The sequence below is a fragment of the Archangium gephyra genome, from assembly GCF_049060025.1.
Classification (GTDB): domain Bacteria; phylum Myxococcota; class Myxococcia; order Myxococcales; family Myxococcaceae; genus Archangium; species Archangium gephyra_A.
Window position 1 is genome coordinate 1,460,905 of sequence record NZ_JBMEQQ010000002.1, and the last position, 26,673, is coordinate 1,487,577.

Below are 26,673 nucleotides of genomic sequence, written 5' to 3' on the forward strand. Positions count from 1 at the left end.
ACCCAGACTCTCCAGAGGGAGAGACGGCTCCACAGGGGGGTAGACATGACCGAGACGTATGATGCCCTGGTCATCGGCACCGGCTTCGGAGGTGCGGTGGCTGCCTGCCGTCTGGCGCAGGCCGGCCTGTCGGTGCGCGTGCTGGAGCGTGGCCGGCGCTACCCCAAGGGCGGCTTTCCGCGCGACTGGGACAATCCGCTCAACGGCTGGCTGTGGAGGAACAAGCAGGGCCTGCTCGATGTGAAGCTCCTGTCGGGCATGAGCGTCGTGCAGTCGGCCGGTTACGGCGGTGGCTCGCTCATCTACGCCAACGTGCACCTGCGCCCGCCCGCGGAGACCTTCGCCAACGGCTGGCCCGAGGGCTACGGCCGGACGATGTTGGACCCGTATTACGATCTGGTCGCGTACATGCTGGACGTGCAGCCCATCACCGCGTCCGCGCGGGGGTTGCCCACCAAGACGAAGCGCATGCGCGAGGTGGCGCAGAAGCTCGGACGCGAGGGGCAGTTCTTCCACCCGGACCTGGCGGTGCGCTTCACCCCCGCCGGCGAGCCGATGCCCAACAAGTTCGGCGTGGAGCAGGAGGGCTGCAACTACTGCGGCGAGTGCGACCTCGGCTGCAACGTCCGGGCGAAGAACACGCTGGATCTCAACTACCTGGCCGTCGCCGAGCAGCGCGGCGCCGAGGTGACCACCCAGGCCGAGGCCATCAACATCGAGCCGCTCTCGCCGGGCTACCGCGTCACCTACAAGGACCATGCGGCGGACGAAGTGGAGCGCACGGTGGACGCCAGGCGCGTCTTCCTGTGCGCGGGCGCGGTGAACACCACCGAGCTGCTGCTGCGCTGCCGGGACGACCTGGGCACGCTGCCCGAGCTCAGTGACACGCTGGGCTACCGCTACTCGGCCAACGGGGATCTGCTCGCCTTCGCCTTCGACACGCGCGAGCCGTGGGATCCCGCGGTGGGTCCCACCATCACCACCAGCATGCTGGTGGACGAGGGCCAGGGCCCGGACAAGCAGTGGTTCCTCTTCCAGGAGGGCGGACACCCGGCGCAGGTGGCGGGGCTCATGCAGGTGTTCAACCCGGCCCAGAGCCTGGCCCGGATTCCGGTGGATTTGATGCAGCAGGAGCTGGTGAAGGTGTTCCGCCAGCGCTCCAAGGAGATGTCCTCCATCGACGCCGAGCGCGGACGCTTCCAGTCGGTGTTCCTGGCCATGGGCCGGGACAAGGCCAACGGGCGGCTGGAGCTGGTGCCCCTCACGCGCGAGCTGCAGGCGAAGTGGGACGTGCCCTCCAACCTGCCGCTGTACCGCACGCAGGAGCAGCTCTGCCAGGACATCGCGAAGGCCCTGGGCGCGCAGGTGGCCTACAACCCCCTGTGGGAGCGGCTCCACGTCCCCGTGTCCGTGCACAACCTGGGCGGCTGCGTCATGGCCGAGGACGAGGCCTACGGCGTCACCGGCCCGGACGGTGAGGTGCACGGCTACCCCGGGCTGTACGTGCTCGACGGCGCCGCCCTGCCCTCCAGCACCGGCGTCAACCCCGCGTCCACCATCGCCGCCGTGGCCGAGCGCAACGTGGAGAAGGCCATCCGCGGCTTCCTCGGCAACCCGGACTGGAAGGCGCCGGAGCGGGCCCTCGCGACGCCCCGCGAGGACGTGATGGGCAAGGTGACGATTCCGGTGGGGGGCACGGTGGCCTCGCCCAGCCCGGTGGTGGGCATGCGCTTCACCGAGCGGATGATGGGCTTCCACGCGCGGGGCCACACGCCCGCCGAGGACTTCGCGGGCGCGGAGAAGGCGGGACAGCTCGCCAACACCGTGGCCGGGTTCACCGTCACCATCACCCTGGCCAACCTGGATCGCTTCCTCGCCGAGCCGGCCCACGGTGGCATCGCGCAGGGTGTCGTCCACGTCGCCGGCCTCACCCCGCCCGAGGGCGCCAAGGTGGAGAGCGGCGTCTTCAACCTCTTCGTGGACACCGACAGCTTCTACGAGCGGCGGATGATCTACCTGCTGCCCTTCATCGGCCAGGACGGCGAGCCCTACCTGCTCGACGGGTACAAGGAAGTGAAGGACCGCGGAGACTTCGACGTGTGGGGGGCGACGGCTACGCTCTACACCGTCATCCGCCGGGGCAAGGACAAGCACGGGCCGGTGGTGTCCAGCGGCATCATCCGTCTGAACAAGAAGGACTTCGCCGAGCAGCTCACCACCTTCGAGGTGCTCGGTACCACTTCAGCGCAGGCGAAGGCGGACGCGTACTGGCGTTTCGGCTCCATGTTCATGGGCACGCTCTGGGACGTCTTCGTCCGGCCGCGCTTGGAAAAATAGGAGAGACACATGGCTTCGATGGCGAACCGGTATGACGTGGTGGTGGTGGGCTCCGGCTTCGGAGGCTCCATCTCCGCCCTGAGGCTGGCGCAGGCCGGCAAGTCCGTGGCCGTGCTCGAGCGCGGCCGGCGCTATGCCCCCGGGCAGTTCCCCCGGGACGTGACGCGCACGAACGAGCTGCTCTGGCGCCACTCCTCCCGCGAGCAGGCCCAGGGTCTGTACGATCTGCGTTTCCTCTCCGGCATCGGTACGGCGGGGGCCAGCGGCGTGGGCGGTGGCTCGCTCGTCTACGCCAACATCCACGTGCGGCCGGACGCCGTCGTCTTCGAGGATCCGCGCTGGCCCAGGAGCTACACCCGCGCCGCGCTGGAGCCCTACTACGACAAGGTGGCCAGCGAGTTGAAGCTGACGCCGATGCCCGAGTCGATCAACCTGCGCAAGCGCAACGTGCTGCGCGCCGCCGCCGCGCGCATGGGCCGGGAGGTGTTCGATCCGCCCGAGGCCGTGGCGTGGACGGAGTCGCCCGGGCCGGGCCGCAAGCCGTGCCAGCTCTGCGCCGAGTGCGAGTTCGGCTGCCAGTACGGCGCCAAGCAGACGATGGATCAGACGTACCTGGCCCGGGCCGAGGCGCTCGGGACCACGGTGTGGCCGCGCATGCAGGTGTCCCACGTGGAGCCGGCGCCGGGCGGCGGCTACCGGGTGCACTTCCAGGACCTGGCCACCGGGCAGAAGCGCTCGGTGGAGGGCGCCCGCGTGGTGCTGTCCGCCGGCACGCTGGGCACGGTGGAGATCCTCCTGCGCAGCCGCGACAAGGCGCGCACCCTGCCCAGGCTGAGCGCGCGGCTGGGCCATGGCTACTCGGGCAACGGTGACTTCCTCGGCTCGGTGTTCAACAGCCGCGAGGACCTGGAGCCCTGGAAGGGGCCGGACGTCTCCACGGTGATGCGCTTCTTCGACGCCGAGCCCTCCTTCACCATGGCGGCGCCCACCTTCAACAAGCCCACCATGGAGGTGCTGACGGGCCTGGGGCAGCCGAACATCGGCTCTCCCTTCCAGGGGCTCGGCGCGCCGCTGTGGCCCCTGCTGGGGCCGGCGCTCGACCTCGCCTTCCGCAAGGGACTGCTCAGCAAGCCGGTCCGCACCTCGGCGGACCCGGGGCGCACGACGAACCTCTTCGGCATCGGCCGGGACAACGCCAACGGGCGCATGGTCCTGAAGGGCGGCAAGCTGGACATCGAGTGGAACTACGCCGCGGAGAACAAGGCGCTCATCGATCGGATGGGCAAGGCCATGCAGGAGCTGGCCTCGCAGTACGGCGGCACCTACGCGCCGCTCGTCACCTGGCAGCTCTTCAAGAAGCCCCTCACGGTGCACTCGCTGGGCGGAGCGCACCTGGCCGATTCCCCCGAGCGCGGCGTGGTGTCCACCGAGGGCGAGGTGTTCCAGTACCCCGGCCTCTACGTGGCGGACGGATCGGTGATTCCCAGCTCCATCGGCTTCCACCCGGTGATGACGATCAGCGCGGTGTCCGAGCGCATCGCCGAGGCCGCGGCGCGCAGCTTCTGAGACAAACCGGGCGGCCCGCAGGGACCGTCCCCGTGAACGAGGAGAGGGCCATGAGGATCATGGACGCGCTACCGGCCGCCGAGCGGCACGAGGTGAACGCGGGAGACGGTGTCCCGCTGCGGCTCACCCGCTACCAGGGCGGCACGAAGGGCCCGGTGTTGCTGGTGCACGGCGCCGGGGTGTGGAGCGGCATGTTCAAGCTGCCCACCATCTCGGAGAACTTCGTGCAGTACCTGGTGCGCCACGGCTACGACACCTGGCTGGTGGACTGGCGCGCCAGCACCCAGCTCCCGCTGCGCCAGTTCTCCCTGGACGAGGCCGCAGAGCACGACATGCCCGCCGCCGTGCGCAAGGTGCGCGAGGTGACGCAGGCGGACAGCGTGCAGGCGGTGGTGCACTGCGCCGGCTCGGTGATGTTCTTCATGGCGCTGGCGGCGGGGCACGTGAAGGACGTGCGCGGCGTGGTGGCCTCGCAGGTGGCGCTGCACCACCGCGTGCCGCGCGCCACGCTGCTCAAGTCCCGGATGCGGCTGCCGGACCTGCTGGACGTGGCGGTGGACTTCATGTCCCCGGACGAGGGCACCCAGAATCCGAGGCTCCAGGCCGCCTTCGGCAAGATGGTGGACCTGGTGTACCGGGAGTGCGGCAGCACGGTGTGCCACCGGCTGTCCTTCCTGTACGGGCGCCTGTACCGGCACGCGAAGATCAACACCCAGACGCACGAGCGGCTGCACGAGCAGTTCGGCCGCTGCAACATGCAGACGTTCCGCCACCTGGCGCAGATGGCCCGGGCGGGGCACGCGGTGCGCTACGACTACGGCAAGGAGGAGAACCTCCGGCGCTACGGCAGCGCGAAGCCGCCCGACTACCTGGACCCCAAGCACCTGAAGCTGCCCATCACCTTCGTGGTGGGCGACCACAACCAGACGTACCTGCCCGCCTCCTCGGAGCTGACGTACGAGTGGCTGCGGGAGGCCAACGGGGCCGGGCTCTACCAGCGCAAGGTGCTCGAGGGGTACGGGCACCTGGACACGTTCATGGGCAGCACCGCCTCGCGCGAGACCTACCCGGTGATCCTCCAGGCGCTGGAGGCCCAGGCCTGATCAGCCGGTGATGGTGATGCGGCGGCGGCCCAGCACGCCGCCGTCCATCTCCACCACATCCCCGGCCTTCAGCATGCGCGGGTTGGGGGCGTGGGTGCGCAGCGCGGCGGTCAGCCTCGCGGTGGGGCCCGGCAGCAGCGCCGCCAGCTTGCGCTTCCACGCGGGCACCGTGAAGGCCACGCCCGCGGGCGTGCCCGTGAGGACGGCGTCCCCCTTCTCCAGCACCCCCGAGGGCACCGCGCGCGCGGCCAGCCGCAACAGCTCGCGCGGCGAGGCGATGAGGTCCATCGTCCGGCCCCGCTGGCGGACCTCGCCATTCACCGTGAGGGTGAGCGTCACGTCCAGGCACGCCTCGGCCTGGGGCGCGTCCGGCACCCAGAGGAGGGGCCCGGCCACGAAGAAGCCCGGGAAGCTCTTGGCGGCACCCCAGAAGGCCATCCGGTCCGGCCGGCCCTCGCCCAGCACCTGCACCGTGCGCGCCGTCACGTCATTGGCGAGGAAGTAGCCCACGGGCGGCGCGAAGTCCGGACGCTCCAGCGCGTCCGCGCGCACGTCCTCCAGCAGCACCAGGCCCAGCTCCACCTCGTAGTCCAGCAGAGGCGGCAGCTCCGGGAAGCGCGAGGCCACCCGCGAGGAGAGCGCCGCATCCAGCTTCGCCACCGCCGCCAGCATCGCGTCGCGCGAGGGGCTCGCCACCGATTCCCCCTGCACCAACAGCGACGAGGCCTCCTTGGCGAAGACGGCCGGGCCTCCCGCGTCGCTGCCCGTCTCGTTGATGTGGGCCGCGTAGGTGAGGCCGAGCGCGTGCACCCGCTTCGGCGACAGCGCCAGCGGCTGGGTGCGCCCGGGGGTCCGAGCCGGATCCAGCGCCGTCAGGGAGGCCGGGACGGCGCGCGGCGCCAGCGTCAGCATCACTTGCCCTCCGCCGCCTTGAGGGGCGCCTTCAGCTCCGGCAGCACGGTGCCGTCCCACTCGATGTAGCGCACGCCGTCGATCCGCTCGTGGCCGTGGAACTCCAGGGCTCCGACGGCGGAGGTGAGCTTCTTCCCGTCCGGCTTCCAGGCGGCGTAGGGGTGCGAGCGCGAGAAGAACTCCAGCTCGCAGTTGGCCACGTCGCTCTGGGCCACGTGCACGTCCCAGCCCTGCGGGTCCCTGTACGCGTAGCCCACCAGCGTGCGCGGGTCGCACCAGGCGCGCCCCTTCACGGACACGGTGGCCGAGTTCGCCTGGAAGAGCAGCTCGCCCGGGCGAGGCGCCTCCATCTTGGTGAACAGCAGGCCGGGCACCTCATGGAAGTTGTGCTTCGCCTGCGCGGTGCGCAGGTAGATGGGCGTGAGGCGAGGGCCCCGATCGCGCCGTTCGCGCACGGTGAGCGCCTCCAGGCGGGCCTCCGGATCCTCACGGAAGGTCGGGCAGTACAGCCAGGTCAGATCCTCGATGCGCCGATGGCCCCACAGGTGCTTCTGCAGCCCCGGAGCCCCGCGCACCTCGAACTGCTTGCCGTCCACGGTGACGGTCCCGCTGAAGGTGATGTCATCGTGGGCGTGGTTGACGTGCGTGGCCAGCGGCAGCATCCCGACGCCTCGCGGCGTGCGCCGGACGGCCTCGCCGGACTCGGGGGTGTAGCGCAGATCCCACGCGATGGAGTGCCCACCCGAGGCAACGCTGCCATGGCACTTGCCCGGCGCCAGCTCCGCGTCGCCGATGCGGATGCCGAAGCGGCCCGGCGTCCCGGCGTCGAAGGCGGAGATGGGATGGATGGCCTTCACCGCCACCGCGGGCCCCGTGGGCGACGCGCAGTCGAAGGCGGCGGCCCACAGCGTGGCCCGAGGCTCACCCGGAGCGCCCGGCGCCGGGGTGAAGATCGTGTAGCGCAACCACCACGCGCGCTCGCCGCCCGGGTCGAGGACACACAGGAACCAGATCTCGAAGAACCCCGCCTGCTTCTTCCAGCGCGGCAGGTTGGCTTGCTCGCTCGTCGGCATACCGTCACCCCCCTATACGATACGTGCACCCTCGCAGAGCCAGCGCGGCCCGGCAAGACTCGCACGCGTCACGGCTCGTCAGGGCTTCACTTCAGTCCAGGTGATGCGGAAGGTTACGCCCTCATCGTCAAAGTGGCGCAGATCCGCCTTCATGTTCAGGTCGCCCGCACAGCGCGCCGAGCCCAGGACGATGCCATGCTTGAAGTGGCGCAGCATGCCGCGCTCGTTCAGCCACATGTCCACTTCGCCGGGGCCCACGTCGGTGATGAGGGCCTCCTGGTAGTTGTTGCCCGCGCGGAAGTTCTGCCGCACGCGAGCCAGCCGCCGCCTCGGATTCAGCAGCCGGGCCACGCCGAAGAGGGCTCGGCCCAGCATCGTCTCGCTGTACCCCTGGATGTGCTGCTCGCCGACCAGCCGGAAGGCCTCGGACTCTGGCTGATCCGGGTGCAGGGACCTCGCCGCGATGCCCACGCACCGCTCCCAGACATCCACGGGGTAGGCCGGCATCAGCCGCTTGTCCAGGTCCAACCCCGCCTGCTTGAGCTGCAGCTTGAGCGCGGGCGTGAGCCGGCTACCGAGTGCCCGGACGAAAAGCCCCTCGACGGTCTGATCGAAAACGAGTCTTTCGTTCTTCATGGTGTTGCTTCCTTGCTGTGCCCAGACCCATGGGTCAGGCCCCCTTGGCACGCAGGCACCCCACCTGCTGCGTCACTACCGCAAACTAGCATGGGACCACCTCGGGCGGAGGTGGGTCTAGCCCGAGGAAGGGCCCGTCCACAAGCGGTGATCCGCCGCCGCCACCACCGCGAAGGCCACCCCCTGTTGCTCCGGCGGCAACAGCTCCAGGCTGGCCCCGAAGGCCCGCAGCATCGACTGGGCGATCGTCAGGCCGAGCCCCGTGCCTCCCCGCTCGCGCGCCGTGGTGAAGAAGGCATCGAAGACGCGGGCCCGGTTGGACTCGGAGATGCCCTTCCCATCGTCGCGCACCACCACCCGTCCCCTCCCCTCACCCGCCGCGTGGGCCTCCAGCCGCACGCGCACGCCCTCGCCCCCGTGCTGCGAGGCGTTGGTGATGAGCTGCCAGACGATGTCCTCCAGCACCTCGGCGGGCAGGCCCAGGACGAGCCCCGCGGGCACCGTCCCCACCTCCACGGTCAGCCCCTGCGCCCGGCCCCGCTCCGCCAGGGACTCCAGCAACGGGGCCACCTCCGTCCGCGAGGGACGGGCCACCAGCGAGTCCGCGCGGGCGAGCTCCAGCAGCCGCTGCACCAGCCGGGTGAGCCGCCGGGCATCCGCGTCGATGTTGGCGAGGAAGCGCTCGCGCTGCCCGGGGGACATGCCGTCGGCGCTGTCGCGCAGCAGCTCCACCGCGCCCTGGATGGAGGCCAGCGGCGTCTTGAACTCGTGCGACACGTTGGCCGCGAAGGAGCGGATGTACTGGTTGCGATCCCTCAACGCCGTGGCCATGCCCGCCAGGGACTCGGAGAAGCTCGGCCAGCTCCTCCACCACCGGGCGCGCCACCGGCTCGAAGCCCTCGGGAGCGCTGGCGGCGATGGCCCGCGTCTGCCGCACCAGGGCCCTCACCGGGCGGACCACCAGCGCCGCCGCGGCCAGCGACATCAACCCCACCACGCCCAGCAGCACCAGCCCGGTGGCCGTGAGGTTCCACCGGTCCGCGTAGAGGGCCTTGGCGAACGTCATGGGCGTGCGCGAGAGCAGCACCGCGCCCCAGACCCGCTCCCCCACGAGCACCGGCAGCACCACCGTCACCCGCACCCCGGTGTCGCGGCTCAGCGAGGCGAGCGGTGCGTCCTCGGGCTCGGCGAGGCGCCGGCGCAGGACGCTCTGGGGCTCACCCCGGAGGGCGCGCTGGACCTCCTGCCGGGCCCACAGCGTGGTGCCGAGGCCCATGGCGCTGCTGGCCACCACCACGCCCTGGGCATCCAATACGCGGATGCCGGCCAGCGTGGAGCGCCGCACCTGGGCGAGCAGCGGAGAGAGCCGCAGGCCGGCCTCCCGCGCGCGCGGCTCGGCGGGGATGGCGGAGTCGGGGGGCTCCTCCGCCGCGGGCAGCGCCTCGTCCGAGGCCCGGAGCGACGGAAGGATGGGTTGCAGGTTCGAGTCCGCGGGCGAAGCGAAGGGCCAGGACGAGAGCCGGGTCAGGCCGTAGTCCTCCGTCCCGACCTGCTCGCGCAGCAGCTCGCCGTAGAGCGCGGTGACGACGGCGCCCTGGGCGATGAGCTCGGTCTCCGTCTGGCGGATGAGCTGGTTGTCGTAGACGCGGACGAACGCCATGCCGAGCAACGCGATGATCAGGGCACCCAGGCCCACCGCGGCGAAGACCATCCACAGGCGCGGGCGGGCGCGCTGGCGATCAGGGGAGCGCGAGCCGGTAGCCAAGGCCATGCACCGTCTGGATGACTTCGCCCCCGGCCGAGGCGAACTTCTGCCGGATGTGCCGCACGTGGCTGTCGATGGTGCGGTCACTCACCACCACGTCCTCGTAGACGCGCGTCATCAGCTCGTCGCGGGTGAAGGCCTTGCCGGGCGCTCGCAGGAGCGCGGAGAGCAGGTGGAACTCGGTGACGGTCAGCACCACCTCCTGGCCATTCCAGTACGCGCGCCACAAGTCCAGGTCCATCCGCAGGGGCCCGCGCTGCAGCACCTGGGAGGGCGCGGGAGCCGGGGCCGCGGGGCTCGCGGTGGCACGGGCCCGCCGCAGCACGGCCTTGATGCGCGCCACCAGCTCGCGCGGGCTGAAGGGCTTGGCGAGGTAGTCATCGCCGCCCAGCTCCAGCCCGAGAATCCGGTCCACCTCGTCGTCTCGCGAGGAGAGGAACACGATGGGGACCTCGTGGGCGCGGCGTACCTCGCGGCACATCTCGAGCCCATCCATCTCGGGCATCATGATGTCCAGGACGATGAGTGCGGGCACGGAGCGGCGCACCTGCTCCAGGCCGGCGCGTCCGTTGGAGGCCTGCTCGACGTGGAAGCCCGCCTGCGAGAGGGCGAAGCCGACCACCTCGCGCAGATGCGGATCATCATCGACCACCAGGATGGAAGGACGTTCGGTCACGGCGTCCCGAACGTATCACGGGGAGGACCGCGAGGACCCGTGGTAGAGCCCCGCCTTTTCACGTGGGGAAAGAGGGAGAGACATGGCGCTCAAGGCCCAGGAAACCACCTACTACGTCGAGAACCTCGACCAGGCGGTCACCTTCTACACGCAGGCGCTCGGCTTCGAGCTGAAGCTGAGACTGGACTGGGGTTTCGCGCTCATCGCCATTGGCGGCAAGCCGGCGGTGGGGCTCATGGCCCGCCACGTGTGGCGCAATCAGTTCGGGGCGGAGGATGCGGTGGCGCAGCCGCGCCTGGTGCTCCAGGCGGACGATCTCGACGCGGAGCTGGCGAGACTGAAGGCCGCCGGTGTCCGGGTGAGCCAGGTGGCGGGCAAGGTGGGCGCGGCGCGGTCAGCGACCTTCTGGGACCTCGAGGGCAACCCCTTCTTCGTCTGGCACGATCCCAGTCAGCCCTTCTGAACTCTCGTCCTTTGCTCCCCGTGCCCCGGCGCCAGACCAGGGCACAACGGACCTTGCCTCACTTACCGTAGAGCGTCAGGCCGATCCCGGGACGGACCGTCCCGAGGAACAGGACGTCCTCGGCCGGCTGGGCCGCGAGGGTCACCATCAGTCCCGCGTTCAGCGAGAGCCGCGGGTGCAGCCAGTACTCCAGCCCGCCACCGGCCGAGACCGACACCGAGGTGGCGCTCACGGACCCGCCATCCGGCAGCTCGCCACCCGACACGTGGGTCGCTCCCAGCCCGGCCGAGAAGTAGGGACGGAACGGATCCTCCGGGGTACCCCCGTAGAGGTTCACCCCGACCCCCCCGCCCACACCGGCGATGGTCTGATTGCTCACCGAAGCAATGGCGAAGCCGACCTCGACGTCCACGCCCACCCAGTCGCTGAGGAAGTAGCGAACCCCCACCGTCGAGACGGAGCCCACGGGCGTACTGGTCGAGGGCAGGCCGAGCCCGGAGCCGGACAACGTGCCTCGGATGCCGAGCAGGCCACTGCGCGGACCGATGGACACAGCCGGAGGCACGCGGGCCACAGGCGCCCTGGGAGCCGCCGGAGCTTCAGGCGCCACCGGAGCTTCAGGCGCCGCAGGGGCCTCGGGAACCGCCGGGGCTTCAGGAACCGCCGGAGCCGCAGGAGCCTCGGGAACGTTCGCCGGAGCGGGCGCCTGAGCCACATCCGCGGGCGGCTCCGGGGCCTCGCTGGCGGCGGTGCTCTCGGCCTGCTGGGCGGGGGCTTCCGCCTGCTCCGAGGCCGGGTCCTGCCCGGCTGCCTGGGCCTGGCGCTCGCGCTTGATCTCGGCGAGACGCTGGGACGCGGTCTTGGCGCGCGGCGTCGTGGCACAACCCGTGACGAGCACAGCCAGGGAGATGAACAGCGTACGCAAGAGCTCTTCCTCCGGAAAAGGGCGCGAGCACATAGCACCTCGTCCGTACGTGGCTCCAGCCCCGGTGCGCTCCCGCGAGTAGTGGCGCTACTCCCGTCACCGCGTCGCGTGCGCGTGGACCTGCCGGGAGAGGTCCGCGATGAGCGAGCGGGCCACCTTCTCGTCCGGGATGCCGCTGGTGAGCACCACGAGGACGTAGGGAGGACGGCCGGACGGATAGACGATGGCGGCGTCGTGGAGGACGCCGGAGATCTGCCCCGTCTTGTGCGCCACGGGCGTGCCCGGCGGAAGCCCCGCGGGGATCTCCAGGTTCAGTTCCTGGGCCAGGAGGATGGTGCGCATGGCCTGCGTGGAGGCAGGTGACGCCGCCTTCCCCTGCTCGATGGCGGTCATCAGGGTGGCGAGGTCTCGCGCCGTCGCGGTGTTGTTGAGGCCCTTCTGGTACGCCTTGCCATCCTCCACACCGCGCAACACGGTCATCTTGCGGGCGCCCAGCGAGCGCAGCGACTTCGTGACGCGCTTCGCATCCACGAGGGCGATGACGGTGTTGGTGGCCAGGTTGCTCGAGCGGGTGATCATCCGCTCGACGAGCTCGCGCGCCGGTACCGGCTTGCCGAGCCGCTCATAGAGGGTGGCGTCCTCGTCGTCCTCCACGTCCAGGGTATAGGGCGAGCCATCCACGATGGAGGCGAACTGGTTGGCGAGGGTCAGCTCCTGGCCCACGGACAGCTTGCCGGCGTCCACCTGGCGGAAGAACTCGATCATCACCGGCACCTTCATGGTGCTGGCCGCATGGAAGGAGCGATCGGCCTCCAGGTAGAGCGAGTCCTTGGGATTGCCGAGGTGCTGGTAGGCGACGGCGACGGAGGCCCCCTTTACCTGGGCGATGCGCTCCTGGAGAGAGGCGCGGAGGGTGTCGGTGCCGGAGGGCGTCGCGGCGAGGAGGACGAGAAGCGCGGTGGTGAGCATGGGTGCAGGGGGGATGAAGGTCGAACGGCGAGCCTGGCTGAAGGAGCGGACTCGGCTCAGAGCTGCGGGCAACTTCTGTCAGCGGCCCTCCTCGACCTCTCTTCACCAGCCCACTCCCGATCTAGCACACAACCGGCTGTGAACCCGGCCCCGGGGGCGTGGGGGCCGGCTATGCGCGGATGAACGAGTGGCGGTACTGCTTGAGGGCCTGGGCGAGCTCGTTGGTCGCCTTCTGGACGGTGCCCTTGTACTCCAAGATGGGCTCCTGGCGATCGATGCTCGTCGCACCGAACGAGACGCCCACCGAGTCCACACCGTCGCCGCCCTTGACGGACACCTGGGTGCTCTGCGTCTCGATGGGGGTCAGCGTCGCATCCACCCGGGTGATGTCCGCGAGCGCCGAGTAGGCCCGCGAGAAGTTCCCCCGGGTGGCGGCCTGGAGGGCGCCGGAGTCGAGGATGTCCTGCGCTCCACCGGTGAACTTGAGCTTCGCCTCGAGCTCCCCGCCGCGCTTGCCCGCCGCGCCGGGGACCTTGGCGCCGAGTCCGCCGCGGACATTGGCGGCGAGCGTCACCGAGACCTCGCCGGTGCGCTTCGCGTTCGAGGCGATCTCCTTCGCGGCGTTCAGCGGATTGCGGACCGCATCGCCGACGCTGAAGTCCTCCGGCAGCTCGAAGCGCTCCTGCACGGTGACGGTCCCCGAGCCGCCGATGCTCCCCTCCAGTCCCGGGATGGAGGCGGAATCCGACACGGAGGCATTCACGGATTGGGAGAGGACGAGCTGCGGAGGACCCTCGTCGCCGAACTCGATCCGGGCGCTCACCGAGGCCTTCCCGGAGGCGCCCGCGCTGATGCCCAGGAAGTTGTTGGCCTGCTGGGTCCCGCCCGCCTTGTCGGCCGGCCCGCTCGTTCCGCTCGTCCCTCCGAAGCCGACCTCGGCCAGCACCGAGGCCGACACGTTGGGGGAGATCTCCACGGCCGAGATGTTCTCGAGGAGCGCGTCGTAATCCGGAGTCGCCCCGTCGATGGCGCCCTGGACGCCGCCGTCGAGCGCGCCCGAAATCCCGCCACCGATCGGCCCCAGGAACGTCCGCGCGGCCTCGGCCACCTCTTCCGCGGAGTCGAACTTGAACTCCACGGTGGCGCTCTGGTTGGCGAACGCGTCCGCGGTCACCGTGCCCGCTCCGGTCGAGCCCGTGCGGCTCATCAGGCCGACCCCCGCCTCACCATTCACGGCGAGCGTGTACGTCCCGTCCTTGTTGTGGGTGATCGTCTGCGAGCCCTTGAGGCGCCCGGCCAGACCGAAGGCGGAGCCGTCCAGGCTGGCGTTGAGCGAATAGCTGTCTCCCGGCCCCAGGGCCTCGATGTCTTCCTCGATGGCCAGCAGCGCCGTGGTGTCGCGGGCAAACTCGATGACGTCCCGGGCGGTACCGATCGGGTCCTCCGCCGCCCTGCGTCCGAGGTTCACCCCGCCGTGGGCCAGGGACTCCGCGGCGCCACCCGCGAACTCCTGCACCCGCTCGTGGTACTCCAGCGCCGTCCGGCCAGCGCTCACCGCGTTGCGCGCGCCGCCCAGGACGTCGTCGACAATGCCGCCCTCGGGCGCGAGCCGATCCGCCGCCGACAGGGCCCGGTCCGCGATACCGAGCGCCGCGTTCGGTCCCGCGCGCGCGATGTCCCCCGCGAGTTGGTAACCGTCGTTCGCGAAGCTGATGGCGGAGTGGGCGGCGCCTTCCACGACATCCAGGGTGTTCCGGCGCGCCTGCTGGAAGGTGTCGAACACCCCCGAGATCGCGGGAGGCGGCGATTGGACGAACTCACTCACGCCGCCGTAGACGCTGGTCGCCGCATCGACCGTGCTGTCCACCACGTCGTCCGCGGTGTCGACCACCGTCTCCGTCACATCGGACACCGCGCTGACCGTCGAGCTGACCGTACTGGAGACAGCGCTGCCGACCTTGCCCAGAAAACCCATGTGCGTACCCCTCCGTCATTTCCGTCGATTTCCCCCTGTACGCACGCGGAGTTTTTCCGGTTACAGCCCGCCTCAATCTTCTCCGCTTCAGTCTCCGAGCACCGTCGTGAGGGCCCGGTACTCCGGCCGCAGCATCCGCTCGGCCTCGGTTCCGGCGACAACAACTGGGAGCATCGCGCCCTCCAGTCCCGACTCAGCCGAGAGCTTCACGGCGATGGGGGCCATCACCTTCGCCTCGATGAGCCGCTTCAACGGCCGGGCCCCCAGTTTCGGGTCGTACCCGTGACGGGCCAGCCAGGCCCGTGCATCCGGCTCCACCACCAGCCGCAGCCGGCGCCTCAACAGTCCCGCCCGGGAGGCCGCCTTCTCCAGCTCCAGGTCCACGATCCGCAGCACGTCCGCCTCCGACAGGCGGCGGAACGGGATGACGTGGTCGATGCGGTTGAACAGCTCCGGACGGAAGGCTTGTCGGATGGCGCGCATGAAGTCCTCCGAGCCGCGCTCGGCCCCGAAGCCCGTGGGCTCCGACTGCTCGACACCGAGGTTGCTCGTCATGCAGACCACCGCCATCCGGAAGTCCACCAACCGCCCGAGGCTGTCCGTGAGCCTCCCCTCCCCCAGGATGCCGAGCAGCAGATCGAACACCTCGGGGTGCGCCTTCTCGATTTCATCGAAGAGCACGAGCGACATCGGCTGTTGCCGCACCCGCTCGGCGAGGCTGGTGATGCCGGGGCCCACCTCCATCAACCGTTGGGCCGAGCCGGGCAGCATGTACTCGGACATGTCGAGCCGGATCATCCGCTCCTCGTTGCCGAAGAGCGTGCGCGAGAGCTGCTTGGACAGCTCCGTCTTCCCCACGCCCGTGGGTCCGGCGAAGAGCAGCGTGCCCACCGGCTTCTCCGGATCGTTGAGCCCCGCCTTGAACCGCGCCAGCACGCCCGCCGCCAGCTCGCAGGCGCGATCCTGGCCGATAACGCCCTGCCTCAACTGCCCCGCGAGCGTGGTCTGCTCGGCGGGGACCTCGTCACTGATGAGTTGGAGCGGCAGCCCCGTATAGCGCGCGTAGGCCTCGGAGACGTCGCGCGGATAGAACGTCCGGGCCTTGCCTCGCTCGCCCTGTTGCTCCAGCCAGTCGAGGAAACGGAAGGCCTTGCCCGGGAACAGGCTGTCGCGCTGGAACGTCTCCAGGTGCCCGACGAGCTGCCGCAGCCCCAGGGCGTGGATGCTCACGCGGCTGCGCTTCGCCGCCTGGTAGCGCACCATGAGCTCCGGTACCTGAGAGGCCGGAGGAGGCTCGATGCGGACGATGCGGAAGGGCCGCAGCGACTCCGGGAAGCGCCGCTGGCAGCGCTCGAGCTCGGCCTCGGTGCACTCGGCGATGAGGGAGATCTCCCCGCTCATCGCCGCGGGGAGCAGCAGATCTCCAATGGACGAGCCGTCCGGCTGGGGCGCGAGGATGGACGTGAGCCGGTCCACATAGAGGTAGTCGTTCTCGTACGAGAGCGCGTCGACGATCTTCAGGCAGCGCTCCTGCCACATGCCCAGGTACACCATGCCGGCGACGATGCGCTCGGCGCTGGTGCGCCAGATTCTCGGCAGGTCCGCCTTCTTGTCCTCGCGCCGCAGCTCGGCGATCAACCGCGCGAGCCTCAGCACCTGGCTCGTCTTGCCGGAGCCCGGGCCACCGACGAGCAGCAGGGACTGGGGTGGCTGACGCTGGGCGTAGGCGAGCCAGGAGCGCATCGACTCGGCGTCGTACACCAGGGCCGGCTGCCTCCCGCCCAGGGCGCGCGAGGTCAGCTCCTCGCTGATCTGCTCGAGCACCTCCGGCGGACGCTCCTCGTCCGGGCCGCGCTTGTTGTCCCGCTGCAACCAACCCAGGTCCCAACTGCTCACGTACTCCGCGCCCTCGTGGCGGAAGTCGTAGAGGCCCTTGGGCTTCTCGCCGAGCAGCGCGGTGGTGAGCGCGTTCTGCAACACCTCGCGTGCGATGGACAGGTCCTCGATGACGAATGACCAGCCGAAGCGCGGCACCCTCACGCGCCAGGCACCACTCTCCAGCTTCCCGTAGACGTACGTGAGCTTCAGCGGGACCAGCGCCTTGGCGATCACCGGCCGCTTCTTGTGCACCGTCTGCGGGTGGATCTCCACGGTGATCGTCCGCGCCTCCAGGGCCTCCTCCCAGAGGAACCGTTCGAGCGCGGCGGGCGCCTCGAGCAGCATCATCCGGATGCGGGTCTCGAGCAGCGCGTGGATCTCCGCCTCGCTGTTGCCGTAGGCCGAGGGCGGAGGATCATCGAAGAAGCTGTCCCAGACCGGCAGGAGCTGCCCGGTGAGCCGGCCATCGTGGTGGGTCGTGAAGTAGACGCGAAGGCTCTTCTCGCTCATGGAGTCACCCGCTCGCTCATCCGCAGCCGCCACAAGGCCGGCAGGGCCTCGGCGGGAGTCCTCACGCGGTGGCTGCCGCTATGGGTCAGCAGGTAGTCGTCGAGCTCCATCACCGACACCGCCCCCGGACGGGCGGGCGGCTCGAAGCGGTAGGCACGGACGACGGGGACCGCCGACTCGGGATCCTCCGGCAGCGGACTCACGCCCTCCTGGCGCGCCTTGTGGAAGGCCTGGAGCTTCACGCCGTGCATCGCGAGCAGCTCCGAGGGCGCTGGCGCGTCCGCCTCGTGGACGCGGACCTTGACGATCTCCGGGAGCCGGCCCGAGGACTGCCAGACGTGCAACCCGGCCTCTCCTTCGAAGAAGGGCCGCACGCCCGGGCCCACCAGCTTGATCGCGGCGTGCACCGGCTCCTGCATGGACAGGTGCAGGAACTCCCGGAGCTGCCGGCGGCCGCCGGACACCACGGCCCCACCGGGCAGGTGCGCGGCGAAGGACTCGAGCTTCCCCTCGCGAGTGGGCGTAGGCCGAGCAGAGCCACCGGGCGAGCTGGGAGCCGGAGGATGCACCCTGCCGCCACTGGCCGAGCGGGAGCAACTCCAACATGACCACGTGCTGATCGGGGCTGGAGAGCCCGCTGAGGATGCGTTGCAGGAAGTAGACCTCCGACAGCGCATCGAGCATCTGCTCGCGGGAGACGACCTTCACCGGCTCGAGCGCGCGGCGCGAGAAGAGCCGGATGCGCGTCCCGGGGGACCAGCGGTCGGCGCCAATCCACTCCACACCGAAGCGCTCGGCCTCGATCATCTCCCGTTCCGCCTCCTCGGGGGCGCGGGCGAGGGACTCCAACTGCACCGCGAACGCCTCCAGGTACATCCGCATCGCATCGAGCGTGAAGAGCGACTCGGCATGCTCGTGCTCTCCCGCCTTCAGGCGCTCCAGGTGGAACCGGACCTGCTCGGACAGCGCGCCGAGCGCCTCGCTCTCGCGCATGCCCTGCACCACCTCGCGCAGCTCGAGCATCTTCTCGCGCAGCTTCGCGATGGGGAGCGACAGGAGCGGCTCCAGCGCGAAACCATGGGGCACCGGCTCCCGGGGGATCAGCGCATCGGCCTGCACTTCGAAGCGGCCCTCCCGGGTGTAGAGCTGGAAGAGCCGCATGAAGGCCTGGGGCCCCCGGATGATGGACTCGGAGAGGACCTGACCGACCTTCTCCTCCAGGTAGCGCTTCAGCGGCCGCGCGCCCAGGTGGGGATCGAAGGCCTCCTCGACGATGCGCCGCTTCACCGCCTCGTCGGCGGCCACGAAGATGTTGCGAGAGACGAGCCCCTGCCGCGACAGCAGCCGCGCCAGCTCCTTCTCGACGACCTTCTCGCCCACCTCCCGCGAGAGCGGCCCGAAATGCACGATGCGATCGATGCGGTTGAAGAGCTCGGGCGGGAAGAACTCGCGCACGGCCCGGTCCGCATCCAGCTCCAGGGAGCGCACGTCCGGCGCCCCGATGCCCACCGCGGGCTTGCGCCGGGCCCCGAGGTTGCTCGTCATCACGATGACGGTATGGGTGAAGTCCGCCGTCTCGCCCGAGGCGTCCGTCAGCCGGCCCTCGTCGAACGTCTGCAGCAACAGGTTGAGCAGCGAGGGGTGGGCCTTCTCGATCTCATCGAGCAGCACGAGGGAGAAGGGCTGCTCGCGGATGAGGCGCGTCAGCCGGCCCTCGGGTTGCCAGGCATCGCCCGTGAGCCGCGCGACGGCATCCGGCGTCTGGAACTCGCCCATGTCGAGCCGTATCAGGCGCGACGCATCGCCATACAGGTAGCTGGCCAGCGCGCGGGCGAGCTCCGTCTTTCCGGTGCCCGTGGGGCCGGTGAACAGATAGACGCCATAGGGGCGCCGGGGATCGGTGAGCCCGGCGTGGATGCGCGTGACGAGATCGCACGCGGCCTGGACGGCCTCCGGCTGTCCCATCACCTTGCGAGACAGGGCCTCGTGGACCTCCTCCGGGACCAGCCGCTCCTGGGGGCGCAGGAGGAAGTCCGGCAGGCCCGTCCTGCGCGACAGGTGCGCGAAGAGGCCGCCGATGTCGATCTCCTTGCCCGGGCTCCCCTGGTCCGTGGCCAGCTCGCGCAGCAGATCGAGCGCCTTGCCCGGCAGCGAGGCTCCGGCGAAGAGTGAACCGGCCTGTTCCAGCAGGACCGGGAAGAGCGGAGGAGACCACGCGATGCGGTGCTTGGACTCCAGCTCGCGCGCCTCGTGCAGCAGCATGCGGAGCGTCTCGTCGGTGCTGGTGGAGCGTACGTGCACCTGGGTGAAGAGCGCGGCGAAGGACGGGGCGTCGGTCTCGAGCCGCTGGAGCTGCTCGGGCGTCACCGTGCCAGCGAGCGTGAGCTCCCCTCGGGAGATCGCCCCCTGGAAGAAGAGCGCGAGGTTGCTGTCACTCTCCCGCGAGCGGCCGATGCGGCCGAAGGCATGCAAATCCTCGACGAAGAGGATGCGCCGCCCTCCCCTCGTGTCCTCGAGCACCTTGAGGCAGCGCTGCTCCCAATCGCCGACGTAGCTCATGCCCGCGATGATCCGCTTGCCGGCGATCGACCAGACCTCGGTCACCTTGTCCAGGTTGCGGTGCGTCTGGAAACCCTCGGCTTCGAGCTGCTCGGCCACGAAGCGTTTGAGCAGGGTCCGCTTGCCGCAGCCGGGAGGACCGACGAGCAGCACCGGCGTGCGCCGCTCGCCTCCGAGCAGGAGTTGGAGCTGCTCACGATAGGGACCGCGCGGCATGCCGGCGTCGAGCGTGCCCTCGGCGGCCTGGAGGGTGAGGTTCGTCCCCAGCTTGTGCAGCACCTGGGTGCCGCCGCCCGCCTTCTTCTGCTTCTTCTTGTTGCCGTTCCGGTCCGGCCGGTCCTCGACTTCCAGATCGTCCCAGGGCCCCTTCTTCTTGCCGAGCTCGTCGAGCAACGACTTCGGCCGGGCCATGAACGCGAGCGCCTTGAGGGTGTCCTTGCGGTTGGAGCGCAGGTCGTCGTGCTCGTGCGGCTCCAACGCGGCCCAGGCACGGGTGAAGAAAACCTTCGCCTGATCCTCCAGGCTGGCACCGGTATCGACCGGGAACCACTCGTGCTGGCGCGCGGGGTGGTAGGCGATGGTCATGAGCTCATCGCGCGTGCGCCAGCGCGGTTCGAGAATGAGCGGAAAGAGGCCGGACAGCCGTGGCGTCTCGGTTCCGGCGCGCACGCGCTTGAAGTCGAGCTCCAGTTGCACCCGCTCCAGGCGGAGGCCCCGGGGGAGCTGGAAGTACGACAGGTCCCGGACGGGCAGCTCGCCGATGATGCTCCGGAGATCCTCCACCAGCTTCTGCTGGAGCTTGACGGTGCTCCGGCCCTCGCGGCCGCGGGTATGTGGGCCGAGCGCGAGCGTGGTCCACCGGTAGTCCCCGGAGGAATCCCGGCTCTGGTAGACGCCAATGGTGAGGTTCATCGCGCCGGCCCCCGGATCACGTCGAGCACGAAGGTGGGGCCACTCTCGGGATCGAAATTTCCAGCCTGTTCGAGTAGGAGGATGTGTTCGAGCAGGATCCGTTCGAGCGCCTGGAAGTGTTCCCAGGCGTCGAGCGGAAGCTTGCGTGCGCCATCGCACAGCAGGAGCTCACCACCGGGGAGGTACTCACGGATGGCGGGCATCAGCCGGAGCTTCCCGGAACTCCTTGCCCGCCCGTTGCGCCGGAGGGGCGATGGCCGGCAGCTCCAGCTCCTTCTGGAACAACTGGGTGGACATCGCCACGGGCTTGACCTCGATCTGGACCAGCTCGTCCTTCTCCGTGGGGGGGTAGCGATGAAACCCGGCCTCGAGCGCCAGGAAGGCCCCCGCGTTGGTCCCGTTGACCGACAGCAGCACCTCCCGGAAGGCACGTGAAGGCGCGGTGAGCTCCTTCCGAAGCTGCTCCGCGTTGAGGAGCTTGTCGTCCCATTTGCGCTTGCGTTCGCTGGTCTTGTGCGTGACCGAGAGGCGGCCTTCGACCGACCAGCCTCTCCGGGGCGCGTCCTCGAGCAGAGAGAGCAGCCAGCGCTCGAGGCCGCGCGTCTCCCCGGCCTCCTGGAGGATGAGGGTGATCTGATCCCGCCGGGGCTGGAGCGCGAGCAGCACGGACGGCATCAACTGGCGGATGGCCTTCATCTGCTGCAAGGCATCGTCCACGAAGGGGGTGGCATCCTGCTGCGCGAAGAGCGCCATCAACGCCAGCTCCTCGGCGGCCAGGAGCGCCGAGCGCAACCGCCAGGCCTCGCTCCAGAGCGCATCGAGCCGGCTGTGCTCGTGCTGGAGTTGTCCCAGCGAAGCGGCCTCGGGCCCTCGCAGCTTCTTCTGGTCGCCCTGGGCGAGCTGGGCCACCAGGAAGTGGATCCGCTCCCCGACATGCTCCACGGCATCCATCCGGAAGAGCGTGTCGATGACCCGCCGCTGCGCCTGCAGGTCGCGCACGAGATCGAGCTGGTTGCGCGCCGTCTTCGGGCTGCCCTTGGTCAGCTCCACCGCGAGCCCGTCCGGACGGGAAGCGATCACCACACGGCCACCCTGCGCGTCGGGCCCGGCCGCGGAGAGCGCGCGGGCGATGGGGACGACGAGCTGCTGGTCCAGGTGCCTGCGCATGGCCCGGGCGCCATAGGCCTCCTGGTAGCCGGAGGTGGCGAGCGCCGTGGTGATCTCGGGAGGAACGAAGAGCGAGACGCCGCGCTGGAACAGGCCGCGCCGCTGCCGCAGCCGCTCCACACCGAGCCGGGCCACCTCCGCCGCCTGCTCGGAGGTGAGCGCGTGGAAGGGAATGAGCTGGTCGATGCGGTTGACGAACTCGGGCCGAAAGTGCCGGTGCACCTCGCGCAGGTAGTACGAGGCGTCGTCCACCGAGGTGGCGCCGATGCCCAGCGGGGAGCGGCGGTGCGCCACCCCGAGGTTGCTCGTCATGATGATGATGGCGTTGTGGAACCAGGCCGTCTGCCCCCGCGCATCGGTGAGCCGCCCTTCCCCACAGACCTGCAGGAGCAGATCGAAGACGGCCGGGTGGGCCTTTTCGATCTCATCGAGCAGGAGCACGCAGAAGGGTTGCTGGCGGACACGGCGCGTGAGCAGCCCCTCGCCCTGGCTGTTGCCCCGGATGAGCCGCTCGGCGGCCCAACTGTCCATGAACTCGCTCATGTCGAAGCGGAACATCCGCTCCGGCGAGCCGAAGAGGAACGTGGCGAGCAGCCGCGCGAGCTCGGTCTTCCCAACGCCGGTGGGGCCCACGAAGAGGAAGGTGGCCAGCGGCTTGCCCTGGGGCTGGAGCCCCGCCTTCACCATGCACAGCGTCTCCACGACGCGGCGCACCGCGGTCTCCTGGCCGACGAGCTGGCGGCGGAAGGACGCCTCGACCTCCGCGGCGAGCAGCGCGCGGTCCTCGCGCAGCAGGAACTCGGGGACGCCGGTCTTGAGGCTGAAGAGCGAGTACACGCGCTCGCGGGTGAGCATGGGCACCTGCCCCGTGTCCGTGCGCTCCTGTTGCAGGCCCGCGCGCATCTCCTCGTAGAGGCGGATCGCCTTGCCGGGCAGCGCGCGGCTCGGCAGGTAGCGCTCGGCGAGGTCCACGAGCGGATCCACCGCGTCCTCGGCCAGCGAGGACCGGGAGGGCTCCGCCTGCCGCTGCCACGCCGCCCGGGTCCGGAGCGCCTCGCGCGTCTGCCGCGTCCCCAGCGGCTCCAGGCGCACACGTCCGAGCACCGCGAAGAGCCCCGGGTGCCGGTGCTCGAGCAGATCCAACGACTCCGGGGAGAAGCTGGCCGAGGAACCGCACCCGGCCTTCCTCCAGGAAGGGCTTCATCGCGCCGGGGATGTCGACGTGCCCCGTGGAGTGCTGCGCGAGCAGCTCACCGAGGTTCTCGAAATACAGGACGGCGTCGAGGTCCTGCGCCGCGCGCATCACCCGCAGCACGCGCTCCTGCCACTGGCCGAAGCCGGACATGCCGGCGATCAACCGTGAGCCGCTCGTCGCGTACACCCGCCGCTCGCGTCCGGCCTTCCGCTCGGCGCGGAGCCAGGCGTGGAGCAGCTCCGTCTTGCCCACGAGCTCCGAGCCCACGAGCAGCACGCCTTGCCGCTTCTCGCCGCCGAGCAGGCCCGACAGCAGCGCGAGCTCGGTGTCCCGGGCGATCAGGGGCGGTCCGTGCCGGGCCTCGTCGCGATCATGCAGCGGCGTGGAGACGGAGAGGAGCACCTGGTGCGCCTGCTCGCGCTTGAGCTTCTCCTCCAGCTTCTTCTTCGCCTGCCGGGCCTTGTCGCTCGCGTCCTGGCGCCGGAGCGCGAGCTGGACGGTCTCGAGCGTCACGGACTTCGGAGGCAGCAGCCGCAGGTACTCATGGGCGGCCGGCTCCCGTGCGGCGAGCAACCGCTCCACGTCCGCGCGCACCGTCTCCCGGACGTCCTGGTTCTTGCCCACGTAGACGGTGTGCTCGATCGCCGGGACGAAGACCCATGTCTCCTCCGGGAGCGGCACGACGATGGAGGCCAGCTCGACGGTGACGGGTTTGACGAGGCGCTTGGGCAGATCGGCGCGGGGCGCGAGGACCTCCAGCATCTCCAGCCGCACCTGCTCGGGGAAGGAGAAGCGGGCGAGTTCCTCGGGCTCCACCTTGGACAGGTGCTCCTCGAGGAACAGGCGCTGCTCGCCCAGACAGGCCTCGAGCGTGGGGGCATGGCTCGTCAGGGCCGGCGCGGCCACGGGGAACACCTGGTGGTCCCCGTTCCAGAGCTGCTGGCAGACGAGCGGCGTGGAGAAGGCGAGGGTCCCGGGTACCGCATCGGAAGGGGCCATGGGCCCGGCATCCTATGCCGCTCTCCCCTTTCAAGGGGATGGGGTAAGCCAATCCTGTTGAGGTACGCTGGCGGCAGGAGGCATTCCCCACGATGGCGCATGTGAATCCAAGCATCTTCCAGTCCGCGCTCGAGCGCCGCTTGCGCGACGAGCTCCTCGCCGGCGAAGACACCCAGCGGGCGGTGCGGCACGTGGAGGGGATGCCGGGTGGGTTCGGCGCCATCGCGAGGCGGAGGCAGCTCCTCTCGAACGCCTTCAAGCTGACGCACGCGGTGGCCCCGCGCATCCTGGATGCACTGGCCGCCTGCAAGGAGATCCTGGGCCACGAAGGACCCGTGGACGTGTTCATCAACCCCGATCCCATGATCCGGGCCGCGGCGGTGTATGCCCCGCCGGACACGCCCGCCATCGTCCTGTCCTCCCGGCTCCTGGAGGTGTTCCAGGAGGCCCCGTTGCGCTTCATCCTCGGGCACCAGCTCGGGCACCTCGCCTTCGAGCATTTCACCCTCCCCCTGCCGGCCACGGCGCTCGCCTGGGACGAGTCCGGAAGGCTCGTCTCCCCCGCCACGGCCCTTGGGCTGTACCGGTGGAACCGGGCGGCCGAGGCCGGCGCCGACCGGGCGGGATTGCTGTGCGCCCGGGAGCTGGAAGCCTCCGCGAGCACCCTGCTGGCCTGGGTGAGCGGATGGACCTCCGGCTCGGTGAAGGCCGAGCTGCAGGCGGCGACGCGCCATGTGGACGCGCTCCTGTCCGATCCGTCGGCCCGCGAGCGGCGCAGCGAGGACGATGAGGCCCTCGGTTGTTTCCGCTCCCATGCCTTCAGCCCGTGGCGGGTGCGTGCCCTCGCGGCGTTCTCCAAGACGAGGACCTTCCTGAGGAGCGCGGGCCACTACGCGAGCGAGGAGGGACTGTCGGACGAGGATGCCGACACCCTGTTGGCGTGGGAGCTCCGGGATCTGGATCCCTCATACGTCGAGAAGTCCGAGCATCCCGAGCTGCTGCAACTGGCCCTGTCGACGAGAAAGCTCCTGCCCGTGTTGGAGCAGCTGCTCCAGGAGAAGGCGACCGTGTCCGAGCGGGCCCGGCTGGTGCAGCACTTCACCCTGCTGACGGCCCCGGACGGAGTCGTGGACAACCTGGGGTTCCTGGAGCTGAGGCAGGTGGCCGGAGCGCTGTCGGTGCCCTCCTGGCTCGTGGACGAGGCCCTGCGCGGCGCCAGCAATCCCCTGGATTGAACCCTCTCAATCCCGTGGTGAGGCCACGATGATGTGGAGGGCGGGCCACCGCTCGCGCAGGAGCCGCTCCAGCAGCCCGAGGCCCCAACGCTCCGAGCGTGCGTGCCCGATGGCGATGGCGCACATCCCGGTGTCCACGAGAGCCCGCCGGGCAGGAACGCGCAGTTGGCCGGTCACATAGGCGGTGGCTCCGAGCCCGGCCGCCTCACGCACGAGCGCATCGTTCATCGCCCGCACCACCGCGATGCGCTCCACCCGCTCCGGGCTCCCGGGCACCACGTCCTCCACCGCGCCAAAGTGTTGCTCGAGCCGTTGCACGAGCTCACGGGGAGTCAGGGGCGCCAGGCTTCCCACCATTCCGAGCGGCTGCCCGGCGCGCTCGCCGAGTGGCTCCAGGGACTCGAGCCCCAGCACCCGCGCCAGGTGGAGGTTGAACCCGAGCCCGAGCCGCTCGTCGAAAGGCGCGTGATTGGCCACCACACCGAGTCCCGGAGGCAGTGCCGCAGTGTCGAGCCGCCAGTGCCGATGGAGGAAGATCGCATCGAGCCGCTCCGAGCGCGCCCACTCCGCGAGCCCCTCCCACGGTTCGAGCGCCAGCCCCAGGCGGCTGATGGGCTGCTCGCGTGCGGCAACGAGCACGGTGCCCTCCCCCGTCTCGGCGGAAGCGCCCAGCAACTGGTCGATGTGCCCTACGAGCTCGTCGAGTCCCATGCGATGCAAGGATATCCGGCCCAATCACTATCATGCCATTTAATTCAAACCAGCGCCCCAATCAATGACACAAAACACATTGATGTATGTGCTTAAACCAATAAACACAAACCAAAACTAAAATCACAGACGGACACAAACGCAAAAGACAAATCAGACACGACGAAATGCAAGGTGGATGCCAGGAGGGACAATGACAGACGCAAAACGAGGCAATTAAATGTATGTCATTGACGTGTCCATACAAAAGCCGCCAATGTAGGCATGGCATGTCCGGATCCTGCCGGTGCGCCAATGTCGTGAGATGTAGGCACGATATCCGTCCCTTTTCCGCATCGATGGGGAACTAGGCTCGCGCCATGATCGGCATGGCAGCGCCCGAAAAACTCCTCCAGCCGGGTTGCCCCTGGTGGGACATGCGAGTGGCCTGGGGCGAGCCGAACGTGAAGTGGTGCGAGGCCACGGTGTGCGCCTGGGTGAACGAGCCCGCCAATGCCTGGTCCAACCTCGCCTACCTGGCGGTGGCGCTGTGGTGTGCGTGGCGGTGGCTGGCGACGGGCAGCCGCGCCATGGGGCGCTTCGCGTGGACGACGCTGCTCGTGGGCGCCTTCTCCTTCGCCTTCCACGCGACGAACAACTTCGCCACCCAGCTCCTGGACTTCGTGGGCATGTACGTGCTCGCCTTCCTGCTGGTGGCGTTGAACCTACACCGCATGGGCTGGTTGCCGCGCGAGCGGGTGGGAGCGGTACACACCGGGCTGACGGTGGGGTGCACCCTGCTCGTGCCGGTGATGCGGCTCGCCGGGGTTCCCTACCAGCTCGTGGTGCTGGGGGCGGTGCTGGTGATCGTCGGGACCGAGGTGCACCTCTCCCGGAGGGCCGACCCTCGCGAGTCGTACCGGGACTTCTGGCTGGCGGTGGGGCTGATGGCCGCGGCGGCGGCGTGCTCGGTGGCGGACGTGACGCGGGTGTGGTGCGACCCCGGCAACCACTGGCTACAAGGACATGCGGCCTGGCATGGGCTGAGTGCGCTCGCGCTGCTGTTCACCGCGCGCCACCATGCCGGGCTGGAAAGCGGGGGTCAGGCCTTCGCCCCCTCGTAGGTGA

At 69.9% G+C, this 26,673-nt stretch carries 23 protein-coding genes; 10 read left to right on the forward strand and 13 right to left on the reverse strand.

From position 1 onward, the window contains the following. The first annotated feature begins 45 nt into the window (after positions 1–45). From ACN28I_RS06555 to ACN28I_RS06565, 3 genes are read left to right on the forward strand one after another with little or no spacing between them, the layout of a single operon-like run. On the forward strand, positions 46–2,337 hold the full coding sequence (locus ACN28I_RS06555) for a GMC oxidoreductase (protein WP_420941250.1): 2,292 nt from the start codon (positions 46–48) through the stop codon (positions 2,335–2,337). A 9-nt stretch (positions 2,338–2,346) separates the two neighbouring features. Beyond that, entirely contained in the window at positions 2,347–3,903 is a 1,557-nt protein-coding gene (locus tag ACN28I_RS06560) for a GMC family oxidoreductase N-terminal domain-containing protein (protein ID WP_420941251.1), read from the forward strand. A 50-nt stretch (positions 3,904–3,953) separates the two neighbouring features. Further along, positions 3,954–5,006 carry an alpha/beta fold hydrolase gene (locus ACN28I_RS06565; RefSeq protein ID WP_420941252.1) on the forward strand — a complete coding sequence of 351 codons (1,053 nt, stop codon included), beginning with the start codon at positions 3,954–3,956 and terminating at the stop codon, positions 5,004–5,006. Here the strand turns inward: ACN28I_RS06565 and ACN28I_RS06570 are convergent, their stop codons facing one another. From ACN28I_RS06570 to ACN28I_RS06585, 4 genes are all read right to left on the reverse strand, one after another. Next, on the reverse strand, positions 5,007–5,918 hold the full coding sequence (locus tag ACN28I_RS06570) for a fumarylacetoacetate hydrolase family protein (protein WP_420941253.1): 912 nt from the start codon (positions 5,916–5,918) through the stop codon (positions 5,007–5,009). Next, positions 5,918–6,991: a hypothetical protein gene (locus ACN28I_RS06575; protein WP_420941254.1), complete on the reverse strand. Its 1,074-nt coding sequence runs from the start codon at positions 6,989–6,991 to the stop codon at positions 5,918–5,920. Before ACN28I_RS06575 ends, ACN28I_RS06570 begins: the two co-directional genes overlap by 1 nt. Before the next feature lie 78 nt (positions 6,992–7,069). Continuing rightward, positions 7,070–7,627 (reverse strand): DUF2378 family protein, encoded by a 558-nt coding sequence (locus ACN28I_RS06580; protein WP_420941255.1) that lies wholly within the window; start codon positions 7,625–7,627, stop codon positions 7,070–7,072. 117 nt (positions 7,628–7,744) lie between these two features. Continuing rightward, positions 7,745–8,458, reverse strand: coding sequence for a sensor histidine kinase (locus tag ACN28I_RS06585; RefSeq protein WP_420941256.1), 714 nt, complete (start codon positions 8,456–8,458; stop codon positions 7,745–7,747). An 86-nt stretch (positions 8,459–8,544) separates the two neighbouring features. Here ACN28I_RS06585 and ACN28I_RS06590 point away from each other — a divergent pair, with 86 nt between their 5' ends. Further along, positions 8,545–8,673, forward strand: coding sequence for a hypothetical protein (locus ACN28I_RS06590; protein WP_420941257.1), 129 nt, complete (start codon positions 8,545–8,547; stop codon positions 8,671–8,673). Between the two features lie 6 nt (positions 8,674–8,679). Beyond that, positions 8,680–9,162: a hypothetical protein gene (locus ACN28I_RS06595; RefSeq protein WP_420941258.1), complete on the forward strand. Its 483-nt coding sequence runs from the start codon at positions 8,680–8,682 to the stop codon at positions 9,160–9,162. Positions 9,163–9,366: 204 nt separating this feature from the next. Here ACN28I_RS06595 and ACN28I_RS06600 read toward each other — a convergent pair whose 3' ends face one another. Continuing rightward, the gene (locus tag ACN28I_RS06600) at positions 9,367–10,068 is read right to left on the reverse strand and encodes a response regulator transcription factor (RefSeq protein ID WP_420941259.1); all 702 of its coding nucleotides are present in this window, start codon (positions 10,066–10,068) and stop codon (positions 9,367–9,369) included. An 82-nt stretch (positions 10,069–10,150) separates the two neighbouring features. On the opposite strand from ACN28I_RS06600, the gene ACN28I_RS06605 reads away from it, so the two are divergent. Then, the gene (locus ACN28I_RS06605) at positions 10,151–10,531 is read left to right on the forward strand and encodes a VOC family protein (protein ID WP_420941260.1); all 381 of its coding nucleotides are present in this window, start codon (positions 10,151–10,153) and stop codon (positions 10,529–10,531) included. Between the two features lie 58 nt (positions 10,532–10,589). On the opposite strand, the gene ACN28I_RS06610 is transcribed toward ACN28I_RS06605, so the two are convergent. The 7 genes from ACN28I_RS06610 to ACN28I_RS06640 all read right to left on the reverse strand — a co-directional run bounded on the left by ACN28I_RS06610 (position 10,590) and on the right by ACN28I_RS06640 (position 22,569). Further along, positions 10,590–11,456, reverse strand: a complete 867-nt coding sequence (locus tag ACN28I_RS06610; protein WP_420941261.1) for an outer membrane beta-barrel protein — start codon at positions 11,454–11,456, stop codon at positions 10,590–10,592. A gap of 96 nt (positions 11,457–11,552) precedes the next feature. After that, positions 11,553–12,497: a serine hydrolase gene (locus ACN28I_RS06615; protein WP_420941262.1), complete on the reverse strand. Its 945-nt coding sequence runs from the start codon at positions 12,495–12,497 to the stop codon at positions 11,553–11,555. A gap of 97 nt (positions 12,498–12,594) precedes the next feature. Further along, entirely contained in the window at positions 12,595–14,400 is a 1,806-nt protein-coding gene (locus ACN28I_RS06620; RefSeq protein WP_420941263.1) for a hypothetical protein, read from the reverse strand. Between the two features lie 87 nt (positions 14,401–14,487). After that, entirely contained in the window at positions 14,488–16,788 is a 2,301-nt protein-coding gene (locus ACN28I_RS06625) for an AAA family ATPase (RefSeq protein WP_420941264.1), read from the reverse strand. 78 nt (positions 16,789–16,866) lie between these two features. Further along, the gene (locus tag ACN28I_RS06630) at positions 16,867–20,259 is read right to left on the reverse strand and encodes an AAA family ATPase (protein WP_420941265.1); all 3,393 of its coding nucleotides are present in this window, start codon (positions 20,257–20,259) and stop codon (positions 16,867–16,869) included. After that, on the reverse strand, positions 20,256–20,462 hold the full coding sequence (locus tag ACN28I_RS06635) for a hypothetical protein (protein ID WP_420941266.1): 207 nt from the start codon (positions 20,460–20,462) through the stop codon (positions 20,256–20,258). Before ACN28I_RS06635 ends, ACN28I_RS06630 begins: the two co-directional genes overlap by 4 nt. After that, complete coding sequence (locus tag ACN28I_RS06640) at positions 20,446–22,569, reverse strand: AAA family ATPase (RefSeq protein WP_420941267.1); 2,124 nt, start codon at positions 22,567–22,569, stop codon at positions 20,446–20,448. The genes ACN28I_RS06635 and ACN28I_RS06640 overlap by 17 nt, the downstream gene beginning before the upstream one ends. Before the next feature lie 91 nt (positions 22,570–22,660). On the opposite strand from ACN28I_RS06640, the gene ACN28I_RS06645 reads away from it, so the two are divergent. From ACN28I_RS06645 to ACN28I_RS06655, 3 genes are all read left to right on the forward strand, one after another. Beyond that, positions 22,661–22,789 carry a hypothetical protein gene (locus ACN28I_RS06645; protein ID WP_420941268.1) on the forward strand — a complete coding sequence of 43 codons (129 nt, stop codon included), beginning with the start codon at positions 22,661–22,663 and terminating at the stop codon, positions 22,787–22,789. 237 nt (positions 22,790–23,026) lie between these two features. Continuing rightward, positions 23,027–23,725 carry a hypothetical protein gene (locus tag ACN28I_RS06650; protein WP_420941269.1) on the forward strand — a complete coding sequence of 233 codons (699 nt, stop codon included), beginning with the start codon at positions 23,027–23,029 and terminating at the stop codon, positions 23,723–23,725. After that, positions 23,713–24,855 (forward strand): M48 family metallopeptidase, encoded by a 1,143-nt coding sequence (locus ACN28I_RS06655; RefSeq protein ID WP_420941270.1) that lies wholly within the window; start codon positions 23,713–23,715, stop codon positions 24,853–24,855. The genes ACN28I_RS06650 and ACN28I_RS06655 overlap by 13 nt, the downstream gene beginning before the upstream one ends. Before the next feature lie 6 nt (positions 24,856–24,861). On the opposite strand, the gene ACN28I_RS06660 is transcribed toward ACN28I_RS06655, so the two are convergent. Further along, a complete protein-coding gene (locus tag ACN28I_RS06660) occupies positions 24,862–25,566 on the reverse strand; it encodes a Nif3-like dinuclear metal center hexameric protein (RefSeq protein WP_420941271.1) in 705 nt (234 codons plus the stop codon). A gap of 416 nt (positions 25,567–25,982) precedes the next feature. Between ACN28I_RS06660 and ACN28I_RS06665 the strand changes: the two genes are divergently transcribed. Next, a complete protein-coding gene (locus ACN28I_RS06665; protein ID WP_420941272.1) occupies positions 25,983–26,669 on the forward strand; it encodes a ceramidase domain-containing protein in 687 nt (228 codons plus the stop codon). Positions 26,670–26,673 lie beyond the last annotated feature (4 nt).